General features: G+C 54.2%; 19 protein-coding genes. All 19 read left to right on the top strand.

Annotated features, from left to right (window positions below; genetic code table 11):
• The first annotated feature begins 32 nt into the window (after positions 1-32).
• The 19 genes from H2P46_RS12670 to H2P46_RS12580 all read left to right on the top strand — a co-directional run bounded on the left by H2P46_RS12670 (position 33) and on the right by H2P46_RS12580 (position 15,061).
• On the top strand, positions 33-470 hold the full coding sequence (locus H2P46_RS12670; protein WP_141176095.1) for a phage terminase small subunit P27 family: 438 nt from the start codon (positions 33-35) through the stop codon (positions 468-470).
• Positions 470-2,200 (top strand): terminase large subunit, encoded by a 1,731-nt coding sequence (locus tag H2P46_RS12665; RefSeq protein WP_193405395.1) that lies wholly within the window; start codon positions 470-472, stop codon positions 2,198-2,200. Before H2P46_RS12670 ends, H2P46_RS12665 begins: the two co-directional genes overlap by 1 nt.
• On the top strand, positions 2,197-2,352 hold the full coding sequence (locus H2P46_RS12660; protein WP_170879849.1) for a hypothetical protein: 156 nt from the start codon (positions 2,197-2,199) through the stop codon (positions 2,350-2,352). The genes H2P46_RS12665 and H2P46_RS12660 overlap by 4 nt, the downstream gene beginning before the upstream one ends.
• Complete coding sequence (locus tag H2P46_RS12655; protein WP_193405394.1) at positions 2,346-3,572, top strand: phage portal protein; 1,227 nt, start codon at positions 2,346-2,348, stop codon at positions 3,570-3,572. The genes H2P46_RS12660 and H2P46_RS12655 overlap by 7 nt, the downstream gene beginning before the upstream one ends.
• Complete coding sequence (locus tag H2P46_RS12650) at positions 3,565-4,167, top strand: HK97 family phage prohead protease (RefSeq protein ID WP_138211574.1); 603 nt, start codon at positions 3,565-3,567, stop codon at positions 4,165-4,167. The genes H2P46_RS12655 and H2P46_RS12650 overlap by 8 nt, the downstream gene beginning before the upstream one ends.
• A gap of 10 nt (positions 4,168-4,177) precedes the next feature.
• A complete protein-coding gene (locus H2P46_RS12645; protein ID WP_193405393.1) occupies positions 4,178-5,407 on the top strand; it encodes a phage major capsid protein in 1,230 nt (409 codons plus the stop codon).
• An 84-nt stretch (positions 5,408-5,491) separates the two neighbouring features.
• Positions 5,492-5,815, top strand: coding sequence for a head-tail connector protein (locus tag H2P46_RS12640; RefSeq protein WP_138211572.1), 324 nt, complete (start codon positions 5,492-5,494; stop codon positions 5,813-5,815).
• A complete protein-coding gene (locus tag H2P46_RS12635) occupies positions 5,812-6,216 on the top strand; it encodes a phage head closure protein (RefSeq protein WP_193405392.1) in 405 nt (134 codons plus the stop codon). The genes H2P46_RS12640 and H2P46_RS12635 overlap by 4 nt, the downstream gene beginning before the upstream one ends.
• Positions 6,188-6,700, top strand: coding sequence for a hypothetical protein (locus H2P46_RS12630; RefSeq protein ID WP_193405391.1), 513 nt, complete (start codon positions 6,188-6,190; stop codon positions 6,698-6,700). Before H2P46_RS12635 ends, H2P46_RS12630 begins: the two co-directional genes overlap by 29 nt.
• Positions 6,697-7,254 (top strand): phage tail terminator protein, encoded by a 558-nt coding sequence (locus H2P46_RS12625; protein WP_193405390.1) that lies wholly within the window; start codon positions 6,697-6,699, stop codon positions 7,252-7,254. The genes H2P46_RS12630 and H2P46_RS12625 overlap by 4 nt, the downstream gene beginning before the upstream one ends.
• Positions 7,255-7,274: 20 nt before the next feature.
• Positions 7,275-7,445, top strand: coding sequence for a DUF2635 domain-containing protein (locus H2P46_RS12620; protein ID WP_138211568.1), 171 nt, complete (start codon positions 7,275-7,277; stop codon positions 7,443-7,445).
• Positions 7,429-8,943 (top strand): phage tail sheath subtilisin-like domain-containing protein, encoded by a 1,515-nt coding sequence (locus H2P46_RS12615; protein ID WP_193405389.1) that lies wholly within the window; start codon positions 7,429-7,431, stop codon positions 8,941-8,943. Before H2P46_RS12620 ends, H2P46_RS12615 begins: the two co-directional genes overlap by 17 nt.
• Complete coding sequence (locus H2P46_RS12610; RefSeq protein ID WP_138211566.1) at positions 8,943-9,299, top strand: phage tail tube protein; 357 nt, start codon at positions 8,943-8,945, stop codon at positions 9,297-9,299. Before H2P46_RS12615 ends, H2P46_RS12610 begins: the two co-directional genes overlap by 1 nt.
• Positions 9,296-9,622 (top strand): phage tail assembly protein, encoded by a 327-nt coding sequence (locus tag H2P46_RS12605; RefSeq protein ID WP_138211565.1) that lies wholly within the window; start codon positions 9,296-9,298, stop codon positions 9,620-9,622. The genes H2P46_RS12610 and H2P46_RS12605 overlap by 4 nt, the downstream gene beginning before the upstream one ends.
• Positions 9,623-9,706: 84 nt before the next feature.
• Positions 9,707-11,614: a phage tail tape measure protein gene (locus H2P46_RS12600; RefSeq protein WP_193405388.1), complete on the top strand. Its 1,908-nt coding sequence runs from the start codon at positions 9,707-9,709 to the stop codon at positions 11,612-11,614.
• A 12-nt stretch (positions 11,615-11,626) separates the two neighbouring features.
• The gene (locus tag H2P46_RS22990) at positions 11,627-12,079 is read left to right on the top strand and encodes a hypothetical protein (protein ID WP_238938993.1); all 453 of its coding nucleotides are present in this window, start codon (positions 11,627-11,629) and stop codon (positions 12,077-12,079) included.
• Positions 12,080-12,144: 65 nt separating this feature from the next.
• Positions 12,145-13,470, top strand: coding sequence for a DNA circularization protein (locus H2P46_RS12590; protein WP_193405387.1), 1,326 nt, complete (start codon positions 12,145-12,147; stop codon positions 13,468-13,470).
• Entirely contained in the window at positions 13,467-14,531 is a 1,065-nt protein-coding gene (locus H2P46_RS12585) for a phage baseplate assembly protein (RefSeq protein WP_193405386.1), read from the top strand. Before H2P46_RS12590 ends, H2P46_RS12585 begins: the two co-directional genes overlap by 4 nt.
• A complete protein-coding gene (locus tag H2P46_RS12580) occupies positions 14,531-15,061 on the top strand; it encodes a phage baseplate assembly protein V (RefSeq protein WP_193405385.1) in 531 nt (176 codons plus the stop codon). Before H2P46_RS12585 ends, H2P46_RS12580 begins: the two co-directional genes overlap by 1 nt.

The raw sequence follows: 15,061 nt of genomic DNA, 5'->3' as shown, positions 1-15,061 counted from the left end.
GGAAGGCGACGCCTATTGATCAGGAGGTATTTATGGGTGTATCCGTGCGATCTTCCGGCGGCGGTCGAAAAAGAAATTTACCCACTGGGCAAACCAGCAAACTGACCAGAATTGCACCTCCTCCGGAGTTGATGGGGGATGTGGCGATCCGGCTATGGAAAACCCAGAGCAAAATTTTAATTGAGCGGGGTGTGTTCGAGGTCGAGGATGCGCCGATCCTTCTCGCGTACTGCAATGCGTTTCATCTGATGATTGAAGCCGAAAAAGTTATCGCAAAAGAGGGGCTGACCGTCTCCAGTGAGATGGGAGGGGAGAAGAAGCACCCCGCTATCAACGTCAGAAATGACTCTGTTTCTCAGGTTGCCCGTCTGGGTTCGCTTCTCGGACTTGACCCACTGAGTCGACTACGTATGACCAGCGGTAAGAATGATCCGGACGATGCAGGGAATGAATTCGATGAGTTTGATTGATGGCTACATATCCGAACGTCAATGCGGCGAACCAGTATGCGCGGGACGTCGTGAACGGGAAGATTCTGGCATGTCGGTTAACCATTCTTTCCTGTCAGCGTCACCTGGATGATCTCGAACGCGCGAAGGATCCAAACTGGCCCTATCGTTTCGATAAGAATAAGGCTGAACGTTTTTTAAGATTTTCTCAGAAGATGCCCCACACCTCCGGAGAGTGGGCGCGGCGTAAGCTCAGGATAGAGTTTGAGCCCTGGCAAAAATTCTCCCTGGGTGTTCCTTTTGGCTGGGTACGCAAAGACACCGGGTTTCGCCGCTTTACTGAGATCTATATCGAGGTGCCGCGTAAAAACGGTAAATCCGCGATAGCGGCGGCGATCGGCAATTATATGTTCTGCGCCGATGGTGAATATGCCGCGGAAGTTTACTGTGGCGCCACGACAGAAAAGCAGGCGTGGAAGGTGTTTGCGCCGGCGCTGGCGATGGTGAAAAAGCTGCCGTCTTTGCGTCAGAAATTCAGCATTAAGCCCTGGGCTAAACGGATGACCCGCCCGGATGGTTCCGTTTTTGCGCCAATCATCGGTGACCCCGGAGACGGTGACTCACCGTCCTGCGCCATTATCGATGAGTATCACGAGCATGATACCGATGCGCTCTATACCACTATGACAACGGGTATGGGGGCGCGTGAACAGCCTGTAACGCTCATCATTACCACCGCAGGATATGACATTTCATCTCCCTGTTACGAGAAGCGCGCTCAGGTGGTAGAAATACTGGAGCGCATCAGGGAAGGAGGCGAAAACGAGGCCATATTTGGCATCATCTATACCCTTGATGATGATGACGATTGGACAAAGCCGGAAGCGCTGATAAAGGCAAACCCAAACTACGGAGTGTCGATAAAGGAAAGCTTCCTCAGGGCTAAGCAGCTGCTGGCCATGTCCACACCCAGCCAGACCAACAAGATCCTCACCAAACACTTTAACAAGTGGGTGAGTTCGAAAGCAGCCTTCTACAACCTGCAGAAGTGGATGGCAGCAGCAGATAAAACGCTGAAGCTGTCGGATTTTGCCGGAGAGGAATGCTACCTGGGGATTGACCTGGCGTCGAAGCTGGACCTCAACGCTGTTGCGCCGATCTTCAGGCGAGAAATTAACGGACTTAGCCATTTTTACTGTGTCGGCCCGATGTTCTGGGTGCCAGAGGATACGGTGTATTCCACCGATCCGGCGCTGAAAACCACGGCTGAACGTTATCAGTCATTCGTCAATCAAGGGGTTCTGGTGCCCACCGATGGCGCAGAGATGGATTACCGCATCATTTTTGAGTCCATCATTCAGTTGCGTGAGTCGGTGAAGATAGCGACATGCCCGATTGACCCCTACGGGGCGACCAGCATTTCCCACATGCTGCTGGATGAAGGCCTGGAGCCCATAACCATCACTCAGAACTACACCAATATGAGCGATCCAATGCGTGAAATCGAAGCGGCAATCGCCGCCGGGCGTTTTCATCATGATGGTAATCCGCTAATGAACTGGTGTGTTTCTAACGTGGTCGGGAAGTATCTTCCGGGCAGCGATGATGTAGTCCGTCCGGTGAAAGAGGGGGGCGGCAACAAGATTGATGGTGCGGTGAGCATGATGATGGGTGTTGGCCGCGCAATGCTGAACGAGCCAAAAGATTTTCTCTCCAATCTCGATCCAGACGAGGACGTTTTATTCCTGTGAAATCACTAATTATCGATGTTGCCGGGTTGTCTGGCTTCAGCGCGCTGGTGGGCGGTATTTACCTAAAATACGGCGCGGCGGCTGCGCTTATGGCTGGTGGTGCCGGGCTTCTGTTGTGGGCGCTACTGGCGGCAAGGGGATCAAAATGCTGATTAATGCCATGTTCAGAAGCAACTCGCTTGAAAATCCTGCTGTTCCGTTGACTGCTGAAGCAGCCGAAAACGACGGGGTTTTTAACGGTGACGTGATCGTTAACCCCAAAACGGCGATGAAGCTGGCGGCGGTGTATGCCTGTATTTACGTCATTTCCTCCAACGTTGCCCAGATGCCGCTACACGTTATGCGGCGAACCGGGAAGTTTGTGGAGCCGGCGCGGGATCACCCCGTTTTTTATCTGGTTCATGATGAGCCGAACGACTGGCAAACCAGCTACAAATGGCGCGAACTGAAGCAGCGCCACATTCTCGGGTGGGGGAATGGCTATACCCACGTTAAGCGCAATCGCCGGGGGGAAGTTATCCAGCTTGAAGCCTGCATGCCATGGGAAACGACGCTGCTGAATACTGGCGGGCGCTATACCTACGGCATGTACAACGAAGAGGGCTCTTTTGCTATCAGCCCTGACGACATGATCCACATCCGGGCGCTGGGGAATAACCAGAAGATGGGGCTGAGTCCGATTCTCCAGCACGCTGAAACGATCGGTATGGGGATGAGCGGGCAGAAATATACCGAGAGCTTTTTTAGCGGGAATGCCCGTCCGGCGGGGATTGTGTCGGTAAAAGGGGAACTTAACGACAACTCCTGGGATCGTCTCAAAAAGATGTGGCAGAAAGCTTCTGCCATGCTGCGAAGCCAGGAAAACAGAACCATGCTGCTGCCGGCAGAGCTTGACTATAAAGCCCTGACCGTCTCCCCCGTTGATGCACAGCTCATCGACATGATGAAGCTTAACCGCTCAATGATTGCCGGAATCTTCAACGTACCGGCACACATGATCAACGACCTGGAAAAAGCGACATTCTCCAATATCTCCGAGCAGGCCATTCAGTTTGTGCGCTACACGATGATGCCCTGGGTGACGAACTGGGAGCAGGAGATAAACCGTCGCCTGTTCACCCGTGCCGAGCGGGAGGCCGGGTATTACGTCCGCTTTAACCTGACGGGCCTGCTGCGCGGTACGCCGAAAGAGCGTGCTCAGTTCTACCATTTTGCCATCACAGATGGCTGGATGAGCCGCAATGAGGCCCGCGCCTTTGAGGATATGAATCCCAAAGACGGGCTCGACGAGATGCTGGTGAGCGTCAACGCTGCCGATCCGGCAAAAGATTTTAAAGACGACGATAAAACGGAGGGCAATTCCGATGAGTGACGATCGGGAAACACGCTGCTACAGCGGCGAGGTCAGGGCCGAGCAGCACGATCAGCAGCCGACGCGCATTATCGGTTATGGCTCGGTGTTCAATTCGCGCTCTGAACCGCTATGGGGGTTCCGCGAGATTATTAAGCCAGGCGCGTTTGATGATGTGCTGGGCGACGATGTGCGCGGCCTGTTCAACCATGATCCTAACTTTATTCTGGGGCGCAGCGCGTCCGGCACGCTGACGGTTTCGACCGATGAGCGTGGTTTACGTTATGACATCGAAGCACCTGACACTCAGACCATCCGCGATCTGGTGCTGGCACCAATGCTTCGCGGTGACATCAACCAGTCCAGTTTCGCCTTCCGGGTCGCCCGGGACGGCGAGCGCTGGTATGAGGATGAAGAGGGCGTGGTTATTCGTGAAATTTCGCGCTTCTCACGTCTCTTTGATGTTAGCCCCGTAACGTATCCGGCGTACCAGGAAGCTGATTCCGGGGTTCGCTCCCTGAAAGCCTGGCAGGAAGCACGCGACAGCGGCGCGCTGAAGCTTGCCATTAACCAACGAATGGCGCGCGAGCGCGTCCTGACACTTCTTAATGCATAAGGAAACATCCATGAAGCTTCATGAAATGAAACAAAAGCGCAACACCATCGCGACCGAAATGCGTGCGCTGAACGAAAAGATCGGGGATAACGCCTGGACTGATGAGCAGCGCACTGAGTGGAATAAGGCTAAAACCGAGCTGGAAGGGCTGGATGAGCGTATTGCCCGCGAAGAAGAGTTGCGCGATATGGATCAGAAATACATCGATGATAAAAGCGATGAACAGCGCGACAATCTGGATAAGGATAACGGTAAAAAGCCGGACGAACAGCGCGGCCAGATTTTTGATAAATGGATGCGCCACGGCGCCAGCGAGCTGACCGCTGAAGAGCGTAAGGCCCTGCGTGAACTGCGTGCTCAGGGTGTCGCGCCGGATGAAAAGGGCGGCTATACCGTGCCGGACACTTTCCTTGCGAAAGTCGTCGAGCAGATGAAGGCTTACGGTGGTATCGCCAGCGTAGCGCAGATCCTGACAACCTCAGAGGGCCGCACCATGGAGTGGGCTACCGCCGATGGTACCGCTGAGGTGGGTGTGCTGCTGGGCGAGAACGAAGAGGCAGGGGAAGAAGATACCGAATTTGGCATGGACAGCCTGGGTGCGCTGAAAATGACCTCTAAAATCATTCGCGTATCTAACGAACTGCTGCAGGACAGCGCGATCGACATGGAAGCCTATCTTGCCCGCCGTATCGCGGAGCGTATTGGGCGCGGTGAAGCCCGCTATCTGATCCAGGGGACTGGCGCTGGTACGCCGAAGCAGCCGAAAGGCCTGGCGGTATCTGTGACCGGCACCACCCAGACAGCCGCTGCAACGGCGGTGAAATGGCAGGAAATTCTGGCACTCAAACACAGTATCGACCCGGCTTATCGCCGCGGGCCGAAGTTCCGCCTTGCTTTCAATGACAGCACCCTGAAACTTATCAGCGAAATGGAAGATGGTCAGGGCCGCCCGCTGTGGTTGCCGGATATTGTTGGCGTGGCTCCGGCTTCGGTGCTCAACGTGCCATATGTAATCGATCAGGAGATTGATGATATCGGGGCGGGTAAAAAGTTCATGTTCTGCGGTGACTTTGATCGCTTCATTATCCGTCGCGTGCGCTACATGATCCTGAAGCGCCTGGTGGAGCGTTACGCTGAATTCGACCAGACCGGCTTCCTGGCGTTCCATCGCTTCGACTGCATTCTGGAAGACACTTCCGCTATTAAAGCGCTGGTGGGCAAAGGCAGCGCCAGCAGCTGATAACTTTTGTAACTTCTGACGGAACACGCCACGCCGCTTAACGCGGTTTTTTTGTGCCCGCTTCCGGCGGGCACAGGAGGGTTTATGCTGCTCAAAATGGAGGAGATCAAAGCCCAGCTCAGGCTGGACGAAGATTTCACCGATGAAGACAGTCTGCTGGAACTGATGGGGCAGGCGGTGCAGAGCCGGACCGAAAATTTCCTCAACCGCAGGCTTTATGCAACGGCAGCCGATTTGCCAGAAGACGATCCCGATGGTCTGGTGATGCCGGATGAAATCAAGCTGGCGCTACTGTTGCTGGTCACCCACTTCTACGAGAACCGCTCAACGGTCACCGAGGTTGAAAAGCTTGAGTTGCCGATGAGCTTTAACTGGCTGGTTGGGCCTTACAGGTATATCCCGTTATGAAACTGCGACAGGCGCAGACCAGCGCCACCTACCTTTTTCCTGACCCGGGCGAGCTGGATAAGCGGATAGCGATTCGCCTGCGGGTGGATGAGCCGAATGATGATTTTGGCGTATCTCCCACGTACCCGGATGAGATCCGAACCTGGGCGAAGTTAGCCCAGCCCGGCGCAGCGGCTTATCAGGGCTCTGTACAGACGGAAAATACCGTAACGCATTATTTCACGATCCGCTGGCGAGCGAAGATAACCGCCGATCATGAGGTGTTCTGCGAAGGGCAGGTTTATCGCATTCGCCGCGTGCGTGACCTGAACAGTGAGCGCCGCTATCTACTGCTGGAATGTGAGGAACTTGGTACGGATCGAGGGGTCAGCTATGCAGAACAAAGCATTTTTACACGTTGATTTTGAACAGCCGAAAGAGCTGGTTTTCAATCGCGCCCGCATGCGCCGGGCGTTTGTCACCATTGGTCAGGTGCATATGCGGGATGCCCGCCGTCTGGTCATGCGTCGGGGACGCTCTGCACCCGGCGAAAACCCGGCATACCGTACAGGGAAACTGGCCCGCTCAATAGGTTATTACGTTCCTCGCGCATCCAAACGACGCCCGGGTTTGATGGTGAAGATTGCTCCCAACCAGAAGAACGGCGAGGGGAATCGCCATATTTCTGGTGCCTTTTATCCGGCGTTTCTGTTTTACGGTGTGCGCCGCGGCGCTAAGCGTAAAAAAGGGCATCATCGCGGTGCGTCCGGCGGCAGTGGCTGGAAAATTGCTCCACGTAATAACTACATGGTCGAAGTACTGGAGCGTCGTCGCAGCTGGACCCGGTATGTGCTGTCGCGTGAGCTGCGCAAGTCCCTTCGTCCGCAGAGAAGGAAAAAGAAATGAAACTGACGCCGATTGTGGCCGCACTGCGGGCCCGATGCCTGCGTTTTGAAAATCGCGTGGGTGGCGCCGCACAGTTTAAGGCGATCCCGGATGCCGGAAAACTGAAGCTTCCCGCCGCTTATGTGGTACCGGCGGAGGATGTAACCGGGGAACAACGCTCCCAGACTGACTACTGGCAGGATTTGACAGAGGGATTTTCTGTGATCGTCGTTCTCAATAATGAGCGTGACGAAAAAGGCCAGTGGGCATCCTATGACGCGGTGCATGATGTGCGTCATGAAATCTGGAAAGCGCTTCTGGGATGGTGCCCGGATCCTGACGCCCATGAAATTCAGTACGCTGGTGGTATGTTGCTGGAGCTGAACCGCTATGAACTTTATTACCAGTTCGACTTCACGGTGAAATATGAGATCGACGAGGCTGACTCCCGCCAGCAGGATGATCTCGACGCGCTGGAAGAGCTGAAGACACTCAGTATCGATGTGGACTATATCGGCCCCGGCGGCGGGCCAGACGGTAATATTGAGCACCACACCGAAATCACCTTCCCGTAACCCTCTACCTGGAAAAAATAATGTTTGTGAAACCCAAAAGGGGGCGATCCGTTCCGGATCCGACCCGCGGCGATCTTTTGCCTGAATCTGGGCGAAATGTGGAAGTAAACGCCTACTGGTATCGCCGCGAAGCTGCTGGCGATATTGAGAAAATCTCGCGTAAAGGGGATAAAAATGACCGTAAGCTTTAACACCATCCCGGCTGATAACCGGGTGCCGCTATTTTATGCTGAAATGGATAACAGCGCGGCAAACACCGCACAGGACAGTGCCCCTTCTCTGCTAATTGGGATGGCGCTACCTGAATCGGATATGCCGCTGAATCAATTGGTGATTATGCCATCGAAGGATTTAGCTAAAAAAATGGCGGGCCGTGGCAGCCAGCTGGCTCGCATGGTGGAGGCATACCGCCAGGTGGATCCGTTTGGTGAACTCTGGGTGATTGCCGTTCCTGATAATGGTGAAGCGGCGTCGGGCACTATTACCATCACCGGCACAGCGACGGATGCGGGTACCGTGAACCTCTACGTTGGCACCCGTAAGGTACAGGTAACAGTGGCAACGGGGGACACTGGCGATCAGGTGGCACAGGCCATGCTGAGTATTATCAATAATAACCCCGATTTGCCTGTCAGCGCGGAATATCAGACGACTTCTGCCGGGGAAGCGCAGGGCACAGTTATTCTCTCTGCTGTGAACAGCGGCCCGGTGGGCAATAATATTCCGTTAACCCTGAATTACTACGGTACCGCCAGCGGTGAAGAGATCCCCGCGGGGTTAAGTATTCAGACGGGTAAAATGAGCGGTGGTGCTGGTGATCCAGACTTGTCTCAGGCGATTGCTGCTATGGGGGACGAGCCTTTTGATTATATCGGGCTGCCATTCAGCGATGCGAACTCCCTGCAATTGATGTCGGTTGAAATGAACGACAGCGCCGGGCGATGGAGTTACATCCGCCAGCTTTATGGTCATGTTTACACTGCCAAAACCGGCTCGCTGTCTGAACTGGTGGCATTTGGTGATTCGCTCAACAACCAGCACATCACCATCGCTGGCTATGAGAAAGAGGTGCAAACCTGTGTCGATGAGCTGGTGGGGTATCGCCTGGCGCGTGATGCTGTTTTCCTGCGAATCGATCCCGCTCGTCCGACGCAGACTGGTGAACTCACTGGTGTATTGCCTGCGCCGACTGGCAAGCGCTTTACCATCACCGAGCAGCAGTCACTTTTGACACATGGCATTGCGACTGCTTACACGGAATCTGGCGTGCTGCGCATCCAGCGTGACATCACCACCTACAAGACCAATGCGTATGGCGTGGCAGACAACAGCTACCTCGATAGCGAAACGCTGCATACCAGCGCCTATGTACTGCGCCGCCTGAAGTCGGTGATCACCAGCAAATACGGTCGTCATAAACTCGCCAATGATGGAACGCGTTTTGGCCCTGGCCAAGCGATTGTCACGCCTGCGGTTATTCGTGGTGAGCTGGGCTCAACCTACCGTCAGCTTGAGCGTGAGGGTATTGTCGAGAACTTTGACCTGTTCCAGAAATACTTGATTGTCGAGCGTAATACGAACGATCCGAACCGTCTGGATGTGCTGTTCCCGCCAGATTATGTCAACCAGCTGCGCGTGTTTGCTGTGCTTAATCAGTTCCGCCTGCAGTACAACGAGGAGGCCTCATAATGGCAAAGATTGCGGGAACGACCTATTTCAAAATCGACGGCCAGCAGCTATCAGTTACCGGCGGCATTGAAGTCCCCATGAACACCAAAGTCCGTGATGACGTGATCGGCCTGGACGGATCTGTTGATTACAAAGAAACGAGCCGCGCAGCGTATACGAAGGTCACTGCCAAAGTTCCGAAAAACTTTCCCGTCGACAAAATAACCTCGTCTGATGTCATGACCATCACATCTGAGCTGGCTAACGGTCAGGTGTACGTGCTGTCCAATGCCTGGCTGCACGGCGAAGCTAACCATAACCCCGAAGAGGGCACGGTGGATCTGGAGTTCCACGGTGAAGAAGGATTTTACCAATGACAAAAGAGTTGAAGCTTAAAGAGCCGATCATGGCTCATAACGAAAAACTGCATGTGCTGGAACTGCGTGAACCGTCATATGACGAAATCGAAGCGATCGGTTTCCCGTTTACGGTTTCCTCGGAAGGCGCGATTAAAATTGACAGCTCCGTTGCGCTGAAATATATCCCGCTGCTGGCGGGTATCCCACGTTCGTCCGCGGCGAAACTGGCGAAACTCGATATTTTCAAAGCCAGCATGCTGATCCTCAATTTTTTTACTCAATCGGCGGGGGAGACAACCTCCGAAACCGGCTCTACAACACCGCTCACTTCTGGCGACTAAACCCCCTTGAGCTTCGGCGGGCGGCCATATCTGAATTTCTGGAACTGGAATCGGAGGCCGTTCGCATTAATGAGGAAATAAAGCATGGCTGACAGTTTCCAGTTAAAGGCCATCATCACCGCCGTTGATCAGCTATCCGGCCCGCTGAAAGGGATGCAGCGGCAGCTGAAGGGGTTCCAGAAGGAAATGGCCGGTCTGGCGCTGGGGGCTGCGGCGGCCGGTACCGCGATTCTCGGTGCGCTGGCGATGCCAATAAACTCTGCTATTGGTTTTGAATCAAAAATGGCCGACATCCGTAAGGTGGTTGACGGCCTGGACGATAAAAAAGCCTTTGCGCAGATGAGCGACGACATTCTGACGCTTTCCACCCAACTGCCGATGGCGGCGGAAGGGATTGCAGAAATTGTCGCTGCTGGTGGTCAGGCCGGTATCGCCCAAAACGACCTGATGCAGTTCGCCAGTGATGCGGTGAAGATGGGGGTGGCATTTGATACCACCGCCGAAGAGTCGGGCCAGATGATGGCACAGTGGCGCACGGCGTTTAAGCTGACGCAGGATGATGTCGTTGTCCTCGCCGATAAAATTAACTATCTGGGGAATACCGGCCCTGCGAACGCGAAGAAAATCTCGGACATTGTGACCCGGATCGGCCCCCTGGGTAGTGTTGCCGGGGTAGCATCCGGGGAGATTGCGGCAATGGGGGCCACCATCGCCGGGATGGGGGTGGAGTCAGAGATAGCCTCAACCGGCATCAAAAACTTTATGCTATCGCTGACTGCCGGCAATTCTGCCACGAAGGCACAGAAGCAGGCGATGGCTTTCCTGAAGCTGAATCCGAAGAAACTCGCTGAGGATATGCAGAAGGATTCCCGCGGCGCCATGCTGAAGGTGCTGGATTCGTTGGCGAAGGTGCCAAAAGCTAAGCAGGCCGCCGTCATGAACGCGCTGTTCGGCAAGGAATCTCTCAGCGCGATAGCTCCCTTGCTGACCAATCTGGATCTGCTGCGCACCAACTTTAAACGTGTCGGAGACGCTCAGGAGTATGGCGGCTCAATGCAGAAGGAATATGCCTCACGCGCCGCCACGACGGAAAATCAGCTGATCCTACTGAAAAACAGCGTCAACGCGATTTCTGTGACGCTGGGCGATACCTTCCTGCCAGCCATCAACGAGGCCGCTAAAGCGGTTATGCCTTATCTGGAGCATGTCCGTGAATTTGTACGGGCTAACCCGGAGCTTGTGCAGTCTGTGGCTAAGTTTGGTGCCGCATTGCTGGCTGTTGGTGTATCGATCGGTACCTTGTCCCGGGCGATTAAAATCCTTAGCAGCGTTATCAATTTGTCTACGGCAAAAATAGCCATAGCAGCCCTGGCTGCAGGGGCCATGCTGATTATTGATAACTGGGATGAGGTTGGTCCGGTTATCAAGGAGGTATGGCAGGAGGTGGATAAAGTCGCACAGGCAATGGGAGGCTGGGAAAATGTGCTCGGTGGTGTTGGTCTGTACATGGCAGGCGCGTTTACCGTGAAGACGATAGGTTCCCTCAGAACGGCACTGTCGCTGGCAAAAGACCTTTCCGGTGTGCTGGGGAAAATCGCCGCGATTGGGGTGACGACGATACAGATAGCGGTCGCTATCTATATGTTCGAAAAGCTCAAAGAGATCGCTGAAGCCACTAAGCAGGCTGATCACACGGATTCTTTCTGGCAGTCCCTAAAAAATCGCTGGGGCTCAGGCGGTTGGTATAACAACCAGAAAAATCGTGAAATGATACAGCAGGATACCCGGGATAATTTCCAGCCAGTGGCTCCTCTAAGCAAACCCCCAATGCTTGATCGTGCTGCGACACCCGGCACACAGCGAAGTGAGCTGAAAGTCACCTTCGAAAACGCCCCACAGGGCATGCGCGTGGCGGATATTCCGGCCTCCGGCAATCCTCTGATGGGTATTTCCCATGATGTGGGTTATTCTCCATTTAGAAAAAAGAACTGACCGGGAGGCGTTGTGAAAAAAGTAATCATAGGGGTAATGATTTTTTGTTTGTCTTATTCCGCTTTTGCAAGAAGTGAACTGGCTTCCAATTTTATCGAGAAAGTTAAAATTGCTGCCAATGGGGATGGGGTTATATCCGAAGCTATTGATATAAAGTGCCCCACAAAATCTGCTAGTGGGAGACTTCTTATCACAAGAGCCTCATATGATTATGGGAGTTCGAAAGGAGCATTTATATTTTCAAATACAGATGATGCTCCTGCAATACTAATGTCCATTACTACCCAATTTCATAATGATGATTTCAGCTCTGATAAAGTAGATGGTTATGAATTTGGTTTTAAGATGCATGGAGGTCAGCTTTTCGTAACTGTAATGAAAGATGGGAAGGCATCAGCTGGTGTTAATGTAAATGGAACATCTGGTGTTGCCAAGGTGAAATGTAAAGTGATTAAGCCGGAGTAATTACTTTTATCAGAAGCTATCTATGAACCCGCCTTTTCGGCGGGTTTTGTATTTAGGGGGGAAAGATGGCATTTTTTTCTACGCCAGACTGGCGCGATCGCCTGCGCGATGCGTCATTTCGGGGTGTGCCTTTCTCTGTTGAGGACGATGATGCATCCTTTGGCCGCCGGGTACAGTTGCATGAGTACCCCAACAGGGATAAGCCCTGGGCGGAGGATCTTGGCAGAGCAGCGCGCAGGCTGACAATCAACGCCTACGTAATTGGGGGCGATTATGCTGACCAGCGGGATCGCCTGATTGCCGCAGTGGAGACGAACGGCCCCGGCACGCTGGTTCATCCTCAGTATGGTGAAATGCAGGGCAGCATAAACGGCACTGTGAAGGTGTCACACAGCAGTGCAGAAGGGCGCATGGCGCGCATTTCGTTCGAGTTTGTGGAGAGCGGAGAATTAACCTTCCCGGTTGCGGGCATGGCGACGGCGCAGCGCCTTGATGAGTCAGGCGGGCTGTTTGACGATGCCATTGACAGTATGTTCTCCGCATTTGGCCTCTCCGGTATCCCGGACTTTATCCAGAATGACGTGATTGCCGATGCCACGGCGATGATCAACACCGTTTCGGATGCATTCAAGATGGTCGATTCGGGCGTGTCAGCGGCCATGCGGCTATTGCAGGGGGATTTGTCGGTCATTCTGATGCCGCCCAGCGCCGCGAATGATTTTGTCAGAGCGCTTCAGAAAGCCTGGCGGGCAGGAGATCGTCTTAGTGGCGATACTTCAGATTTGGTCACGATGATAAAAACCCTGTCCGGTATTATGCTGGATCCTGGTCTTTCGCCGCGTGGCACCTGGTCCACTGACTCTGGATCTGTAGTCACCCAAAAAACGCAGAGTAATCTGGTCGCGGCGGCCATCAGGGCAACGGCTATCAGTACGGCCACTGCTGCGGTGACGACGCTGGCGCAGCCACGTGTTTCGTCAGCCCAAAATACCGCAACGACCAGTGATTCGGACATTATCACTGTCACGCACCCGGCGCTTGATGGTGCGCAGACAGTCAGCAGTGCCACTCCTCCGCCAAACTGGGATGACCTAACCGATATCCGCGCCGCGCTCAATGCGGCAATAGACCAGGAGCAGTTGCGGATCAGTGACGATTCTCTGTTCCAGCAGATATCCACGATGCGTACAGACCTGAACCGTGATATTTCGGCGCGGCTGGCGCAGGTAGAGCGCACCGCACAGAGAACGCCGGATGATGTTCTGCCTGCTCTGGTATTGGCCGCTGGCTGGTATGACGACGCCGGGCGCGAATCTGACATTTTGATCCGTAATCCTGTCCGCCATCCCGGCTTTGTGCCGGTTGAACCGCTGAGGGTGCCGGTACGATGAACAATACTGTTTTTTTGCGCATCAACGGGCGCGAATGGGGCGGCTGGACATCGGTTCGTATCAGTGCCGGCATCGATCGTATTGCCCGGGATTTCAACGTTGCGATTACCAGCCAGTGGCCCGGTAGCCCTGATGGCACCCTGCAGATTAAAAATGGCGATAAGGTAGAGGTGTTGATTGGTGAAGATCTGGTGATAACCGGATGGGTTGAAGCGCTGCCGCTGCGTTACGATGCCAGCAGTATTACACGCGGTATCGTTGGCAGAAGCAAAACTGCCGATCTTATTGATTGCAGTGCGGCACCTGCTCAGCAAAGCGGGAAAAATTTGTTTCGTATTGCCAGCACGCTGGCCCAGCCATTCGGGATTGATGTTGTTGATGCTGGTGCCCCGGTAGCGGCTGTGATTGATGCTCAGCCTGAGCATGGTGAAACGGTAGTGGATTGTCTTAATCGCCTGCTGGGTCAGGTTCAGGCTTTGGCGTATGACGATGAGCAGGGGCGGCTGGTGCTGGGTACGCCCGGAAGCGCCAAAGCCGTCACAGCGCTGGTGCTGGGGGATAATATCCTGTCCTGCGATACTGAGCGTAGCGTGCGCGATCGTTTCTCCAGCTATCTTGTCACCGGGCAACGTCCTGGCACTGACGATGATTTTGGCGAAGCCACGATTGCCGCTATTCGGCAGAGTACCACTGATTTTGGCGTAACCCGCTATCGGCCTCATACTCTCCAGCAGTCCGGCACGGCCACTACCGACAGCTGCAAATCCCGATGTGAATTCGAGGCGCGCCAGCGTGCAGCTAAAACGCAGGAGACAACCTACACCGTGCAGGGCTGGCGCCAGGGGAACGGGGAATTGTGGAAGCCAAATCAGTCCGTGGTGGTTTATGACCCGCTGAATGGTTTTGATAATGAAACGCTGGTGATCGCCGAGGTGACTTACAGCCAGGACAATAACGGCACGATCACTGAAATCAGGGTCGGGCCAGCGGATGCTTATCTGCCTGAGCCGACAAAGCCGAAGGCGAAGAAGAAAAAGTCCAGTGGGGGGATCGAATTCTGATGAATAACTCCCTCCGAAATATCGTGGCCCGTGCTGTTATTACTGCGCTCGATACCGCGAAAAAATGCCAGACGGCCGGTCTGAGGCTGATTGCCGGTGACCCCAAGGAAGGCGTTGAGCATCTTGAACCTTATGGTTTCACCTCCGCCGCTCAAAACGGTGCTGAGGCAGTGGTGCTGTTTCCCGGCGGCGACCGCTCCCATGGTATGGCGGTTATTGTTGCTGACAGGCGGTACCGGCTTAAAGGTCTTGCCCGCGGCGAGGTTGCCATTTATGACGACCAGGGTCAGTCCGTTACATTAACCCGCGCCGGGATCGTTGTTGATGGTAGCGGGAAGCCAATCGTGTTCAAAAACGCCCCTAAAGCCCGCTTTGAAATGCCGATCGAATCCACTGGCGACATCAAAGATAACTGCAATGGTAGCGGTAAAACTATGGCTCAAATGCGCATAACGTATAACGGCCACACCCATAAAGAAAACGGCGACGGTGGTGGAACGACCAACAAGCCAGACCAACCTATGAGCTGA

It is taken from the genome of Mixta mediterraneensis (assembly GCF_014946725.1).
GTDB lineage: Bacteria > Pseudomonadota > Gammaproteobacteria > Enterobacterales > Enterobacteriaceae > Pantoea > Pantoea mediterraneensis.
Note: the sequence above shows the minus strand (reverse complement) of the source record. Positions and strands in the feature narration are given on the sequence as shown.

What these genes read in the sequence shown, in the direction of transcription:
- H2P46_RS12630 (WP_193405391.1), top strand. Translation starts at nt 6,188, where the DNA reads ATGCAGAACAAAGCATTTTTACACGTTGATTTTGAACAGCCGAAAGAG.
- H2P46_RS12600 (WP_193405388.1), top strand. Translation starts at nt 9,707, where the DNA reads ATGGCTGACAGTTTCCAGTTAAAGGCCATCATCACCGCCGTTGATCAG.
- H2P46_RS12645 (WP_193405393.1), top strand. Translation starts at nt 4,178, where the DNA reads ATGAAGCTTCATGAAATGAAACAAAAGCGCAACACCATCGCGACCGAA.
- H2P46_RS12635 (WP_193405392.1), top strand. Translation starts at nt 5,812, where the DNA reads ATGAAACTGCGACAGGCGCAGACCAGCGCCACCTACCTTTTTCCTGAC.
- H2P46_RS12670 (WP_141176095.1), top strand. Translation starts at nt 33, where the DNA reads ATGGGTGTATCCGTGCGATCTTCCGGCGGCGGTCGAAAAAGAAATTTA.
- H2P46_RS12615 (WP_193405389.1), top strand. Translation starts at nt 7,429, where the DNA reads ATGACCGTAAGCTTTAACACCATCCCGGCTGATAACCGGGTGCCGCTA.
- H2P46_RS12585 (WP_193405386.1), top strand. Translation starts at nt 13,467, where the DNA reads ATGAACAATACTGTTTTTTTGCGCATCAACGGGCGCGAATGGGGCGGC.
- H2P46_RS12605 (WP_138211565.1), top strand. Translation starts at nt 9,296, where the DNA reads ATGACAAAAGAGTTGAAGCTTAAAGAGCCGATCATGGCTCATAACGAA.
- H2P46_RS12650 (WP_138211574.1), top strand. Translation starts at nt 3,565, where the DNA reads ATGAGTGACGATCGGGAAACACGCTGCTACAGCGGCGAGGTCAGGGCC.
- H2P46_RS12610 (WP_138211566.1), top strand. Translation starts at nt 8,943, where the DNA reads ATGGCAAAGATTGCGGGAACGACCTATTTCAAAATCGACGGCCAGCAG.
- H2P46_RS12665 (WP_193405395.1), top strand. Translation starts at nt 470, where the DNA reads ATGGCTACATATCCGAACGTCAATGCGGCGAACCAGTATGCGCGGGAC.
- H2P46_RS12655 (WP_193405394.1), top strand. Translation starts at nt 2,346, where the DNA reads ATGCTGATTAATGCCATGTTCAGAAGCAACTCGCTTGAAAATCCTGCT.
- H2P46_RS12625 (WP_193405390.1), top strand. Translation starts at nt 6,697, where the DNA reads ATGAAACTGACGCCGATTGTGGCCGCACTGCGGGCCCGATGCCTGCGT.
- H2P46_RS12620 (WP_138211568.1), top strand. Translation starts at nt 7,275, where the DNA reads ATGTTTGTGAAACCCAAAAGGGGGCGATCCGTTCCGGATCCGACCCGC.
- H2P46_RS12590 (WP_193405387.1), top strand. Translation starts at nt 12,145, where the DNA reads ATGGCATTTTTTTCTACGCCAGACTGGCGCGATCGCCTGCGCGATGCG.
- H2P46_RS12640 (WP_138211572.1), top strand. Translation starts at nt 5,492, where the DNA reads ATGCTGCTCAAAATGGAGGAGATCAAAGCCCAGCTCAGGCTGGACGAA.
- H2P46_RS12580 (WP_193405385.1), top strand. Translation starts at nt 14,531, where the DNA reads ATGAATAACTCCCTCCGAAATATCGTGGCCCGTGCTGTTATTACTGCG.